Source organism: Protofrankia sp. CiP1_Cm_nod1, assembly GCF_920888515.1.
Taxonomy (GTDB): domain Bacteria; phylum Actinomycetota; class Actinomycetes; order Frankiales; family Frankiaceae; genus Protofrankia.
Map to the genome: position 1 here is coordinate 1 of NZ_CAKKTM010000393.1, position 4,376 is coordinate 4,376.

General features: G+C 68.6%; 3 protein-coding genes, 1 tRNA gene and 2 pseudogenes. 3 read left to right on the top strand and 3 right to left on the bottom strand.

Features of this window, described 5'->3' with window-relative positions; all coding sequences use genetic code 11:
• Window positions 1-117: 117 nt before the first annotated feature.
• Window positions 118-687, top strand: a pseudogene (locus NBX02_RS23370) (site-specific integrase); the annotation flags it as partial.
• 147 nt (window positions 688-834) lie between these two features.
• Here NBX02_RS23370 and NBX02_RS17760 read toward each other — a convergent pair.
• A tRNA-Ile gene (locus NBX02_RS17760) sits at window positions 835-908 on the bottom strand.
• Window positions 909-1,685: 777 nt separating this feature from the next.
• On the opposite strand from NBX02_RS17760, the gene NBX02_RS17765 reads away from it, so the two are divergent.
• Together NBX02_RS17765 and NBX02_RS17770 are read left to right on the top strand one after the other, a co-directional pair.
• On the top strand, window positions 1,686-2,012 hold the full coding sequence (locus NBX02_RS17765; protein ID WP_250284040.1) for a type II toxin-antitoxin system RelE/ParE family toxin: 327 nt from the start codon (window positions 1,686-1,688) through the stop codon (window positions 2,010-2,012).
• Window positions 2,012-2,329 carry a helix-turn-helix transcriptional regulator gene (locus tag NBX02_RS17770; protein WP_250284042.1) on the top strand — a complete coding sequence of 106 codons (318 nt, stop codon included), beginning with the start codon at window positions 2,012-2,014 and terminating at the stop codon, window positions 2,327-2,329. Before NBX02_RS17765 ends, NBX02_RS17770 begins: the two co-directional genes overlap by 1 nt.
• A 430-nt stretch (window positions 2,330-2,759) precedes the next feature.
• Here NBX02_RS17770 and NBX02_RS17775 read toward each other — a convergent pair.
• Both NBX02_RS17775 and NBX02_RS17780 read right to left on the bottom strand, forming a co-directional pair.
• Window positions 2,760-3,218, bottom strand: a pseudogene (locus NBX02_RS17775) (transposase); the annotation flags it as partial.
• Window positions 3,219-3,221: 3 nt separating this feature from the next.
• A complete protein-coding gene (locus NBX02_RS17780; protein ID WP_250292291.1) occupies window positions 3,222-4,355 on the bottom strand; it encodes an ADP-ribosylglycohydrolase family protein in 1,134 nt (377 codons plus the stop codon).
• Window positions 4,356-4,376: the final 21 nt, after the last annotated feature.

The following is a 4,376-nucleotide window of genomic DNA, read 5'->3' on the forward strand; positions in this document are numbered from 1 at the left end:
ACGCTGCACAGCATCCACCGGACCGCACGTGCCCTTCTGTCAGTGCTCCGGAAACGCCGGTTGATCAAATTCAACCCGGCCAGTGACGTGGAACTGGCGCTGCCGCCCAACCCTGAAGTGCTCGCCTGGTCCGGGGCCCAACTCGGCCAGTTCCTCGACTACTGCGAAAGCCGGAACGATCCGTTGGCCGTGGCGTTCGCCGTGATGGCCTGCCTCGGCCTACGCCGCGGTGAACTGGTCGGACTCCGCTGGGAGTACATCGACCTTGCCAGCGGCACGGTCACGATCCCGTCGAAACCGGGAACGACGATCGTCACCGTGGGTGGGAAGGCACGCCCGTCGAAGCCGAAGACCCGGCAGTCGGCTCGGGCCGGTGCCCTCGACAAGGAGACGGCGGCGGCACTGCGCCGCTGGCACCGACGGCAGGCCGAGCAGAAACTCACCATGGGTCCGGGCTGGGCGGAGACGGGGTTGGTGTTCACGCAGGCGGACGGCACGGCGTGGCATCCGAACACGGTGTCGTCCCGGTTCGAGACGCTGTCACGGCATGTGGACCTGCCCGCGATTCCGCTGAAGAACTTGCGGCATTCCAGCGCGACCATCGGTCTGGAGTCGGGAGAGACCTTGAAGGAAGTGTCCGAACGACTCGGCCACAGCAACATCAACATCACGGCGACGACGTACACGAAGGTGACTCCGGCCCGGGCTGCGGAAGCTGCGGAGCGGCGCGCCGCGGCAGTTCCGCGGAAGGGTCGTGCACACCAGGGTGCACACCCACCGGTTGCGGGGGCCCCGCAGTGGCAGCCACCGAAGCAAAGGCGCAGGTCACGGGGGTGGGGCGGGTGGGACTCGAACCCACGACCGACGGATTATGAGTCCGCTGCTCTGACCGACTGAGCTACCGCCCCCTGATCGTCCCACCTTCCGGGCCAAGCCGTCCCGTCTAATGGAACACGCTTGCCCTGGATGGTGGGACGTGCTGACCGGCCGAGCATATCGCCGCCGTGCGACCAGAGGAGATCGTCGCGTCCGGACGAGGCCGTCGGTCTCTGGTAGTAGCTCGGACAAGTCGGACGACTACGGAAGAAGCAGGCAGCATAAGGCCGGATCGGGTCTTGGAACAGAGCCAGAGGTGTATCAAGACGGATCAGAGCCGAGTCGAAGCCCGGTCCGGCCATACCTGGTCAGAGCCGGTGGGGGCCAGAGCGGGCCGGTCGATGCCGGATCGAGATCACCGGGCGGGTCTGGTCATTAGGCCGGGTAGCGAGCGGCCGGACAGCGATTTCAGCGCCAGCAACCAAGATCGAAAGATTCGGATGCTGGCGCACAGGGTCCACCACGCTCCACATCTAGCCTTTGACCTGGGTAAATTGGCTGCAGCTATCAGCATGGAGTGGTCGGAGCTTGGCCGAATGGGCAGGTAGATGACCCGGTTTTCCGCTTGCCGTCCGATCACTGTCGAGCAGACGATCTTGCTGGCGGGCCTCGCCCCCGCAGACAGGTGATCGTCGATCTGCGTCGGGAACCTCGCCCGGCACCGGCGGATCGTCGGATGCGACCCGCGTGACGACCACGTCCGCCCTACGCGGCCAGGCGGGCGCGTGGGCGGCCTCACGACACTGACCGTGCCAGCAGGGGTTGAGGCCCCGGGGCAACGGTAATAACGTGGTCGTTATCATGATTGCATGCCCTGGGACGTCGTGGTCCACCCCGATGCAGCCGACGAGTTGGCCAAGCTCCCTGCCAACGAGCGCGCGGCGATCGACAACGCCCTCGACAAGCTGCGAGAACGCGGCACGGATCTACCGTTCCCACACACCAGTGCCGTCGTGGACGCCGACCACCTGTGGGAGCTACGTCCCCGAGGTGGCGACAGCCCGTGGCGGGCTTTCTACCGGCGGATGGGGGCAAGACTCGTCGTCGTTGGCGCCATCGGACACCACGACAAGCGGAAGTACAAGCGGGCAGTCGCCGTGGCCGTGGAACGGCTCAACGACCTGAAGGAGGACTGATGAAGCTGTCGGAGCTCAAGACTCTTGACCAGGTCATCGAAGAGCACCGCCAGGACCCGGAGTTCCGCGAGGAGTGGGACGCCCTGGCGTTCTCCCGGAAGGTCGCCAACCAGGTGATCGCATACCGGGTCGAACACGGTCTCACGCAGCGGGCCCTCGCCGAGCAGGTTGGCCTCAAGCAGCCCGCTGTCGCGCGCTTGGAGATCGCCGAGACGCAGCCACGGCTCGAAACGCTGGCGAAGCTCAGCAAGGCCACCGGTCTGACCTTTGACCTTCACGTCGCCAACGGAGCAGTCAAGATCGTTCAGGTCGCCTGAGGCTGGGCAAGCAAAGGAACGCTGACTGCTCGCCGGGTGCCATCACCCCGCCTGTGCGTCCACGAAGACCGGACGGGGTGGCGTTGGACGACGCGGGACGGCGGTGGAGGACCCGGCCCGCGCCCGACAGCGGCCGGTATGACGCGGGGGCCAGAAGCAGCCACGTCCTACCGGCGATCATCTCGTAAGCCAACGAGGCTGCTCGCGGCGAGATCGTGTCGGTCTACTCGACCCCCAACCTCGATCTTTCATGGATCGGCCGTGGTTGATCGCGGGCTGGGTTCCCAGCCTCTTCGATCTTGAGTTGTGCTCTTCGGCCGGTTTGGGTGGTGGCCGGTTGCCCCGCTGTCGCGTGGGGTGGGCGCCTGGTCCACGTCCGGGGCGGGTCTTTCGGGGTTGGTGGGGCAGGGACGTCCGTGTCCGGGCTATCCGGGGCGGGCGGGGCGCGCAGCCGGCTGATCGCTTCGGCGGCGAGCGGCGCCCAGGGGTGGTGCGCGGCGAGGTGCACGACGGCGGTGCGGGCGTGGCGTGCGAGCCGGCCCGCAAGCGAGAACAGCCGGTGGCGTAGCCGTTTCACTTCCCACCGGCGGGCGTCGAGGCCGGTGAACGCGAGCAGCCGGCTCCAGGCGATCAGCGCGCCGGCCAGGGCTACCACCGCGCACCACACCTCGTTTTGGGCGAAGTCGTGCAGCGGGAGGTTGGTCAGGCCGGTGTCCTTCGCTCCGCGGATGCGGTCCTCGCAGCGGGCACGGCGGCGATGCCGCAGCTCGAGGGTGGCGAGCTGGCCGCGGTGGCTGTTCGTGGCAAAGGCAGTGAAGCGATGCCCGTCGATGTCGGTGAAGCGCAGCTGGACGCCGGGGTGCGGCCGTTCCTTGCGCACGAAAGCCTGAGGCTAGGCACCCGGGTAGCGGTCGAACCAGGCCGGGGTCGCCTCTCCTCTGCTGTCGGAGATCTCGGGGGCGCCGGACGTCTCCAGGACGAAATCGTCGGCGATCTGGCGGACGAGGGTGTGGCCTTCGAGTTCGGTGAGCCGGTCCGCGGGCAGGGCGTCCTCGCCGAGCATGGTGCCGACGATGTTCCCGCAGATCGCGCCGGTGGAGTCGCTGTCCCCGGAGTGGTTCACCGCGGCGAGCAGCGCCGTCCACGGATCCGCCGACGCCGCCACGGCGCAGTGGACGGCGATGGCCAGCGCCTCCTCGGCCACCCAGCCGGCGCCGAGGGATTCCACCCGCTCCGGGGTGGTCGGTGTGCCGTCGGCGGCCGCCGTCAGCGCGGCGCGCAGGGCGGCGGCAACCTTCCCACCGGCCCGTTCGGAGGCGAGTCGGCCGAGGGCCGACTCCACCGCTTCGACAGGGGTGTGGCCGTCGGCCACCACATTGATGATCCAGGCGAACGCCGCCGCCGCAAGATAGCCAGCCGGATGACCGTGGGTGAGCACAGCGCATTCGGCGGCGAGTTCCCACGCGGCTTCCGGCCCGGTCGGCAGCAGCCCGAACGGCGCCGAACGCATGACCGCGCCGCATCCCTTGCTGTCCGGGTTCGCGGGGCGTGCGGGCGTTCCCATCCGCGGCATCCGCAGCCCGGACAGGCACGCGTTGCCGGGGGCGCGCCGCGCGTACAGCAGCGGCTGACCGGCCAGCCAGCCGTCACTGTCCGTGTCGGATGGTGGCCCGGGGCGCTCCTGGGTGGCCAGCCAGCGCTGGTATGCCCGCCACACCACCGTCGGGTGATGGCAGATCCCCTTGGAGCGGCCGCGGACCGACGCCCGGATGAGCCCTTCGGCGGTGAACAGCGTCATCTGCGTGTCGTCGGTGATCGGCGCGTGTACGCCGTAGGCCGCCGTCAGGCCGCGCACCCCGGCCGGCCCGTGGGCGCGCCGGATCTCGTCCAACGACAGGAACTCGATGCCGGCCCCGAGTGCGTCCCCCAGTGCCCCGCCGAGCAGGCAGCCACGTACCCGGTCCTGACGGGAAATCCTGGAATTCTGCCTCAGGGCCACTGTGCGTTCCTTTGCTCGGTCGCTCATTTTTGACCTGCTCCTCGTATT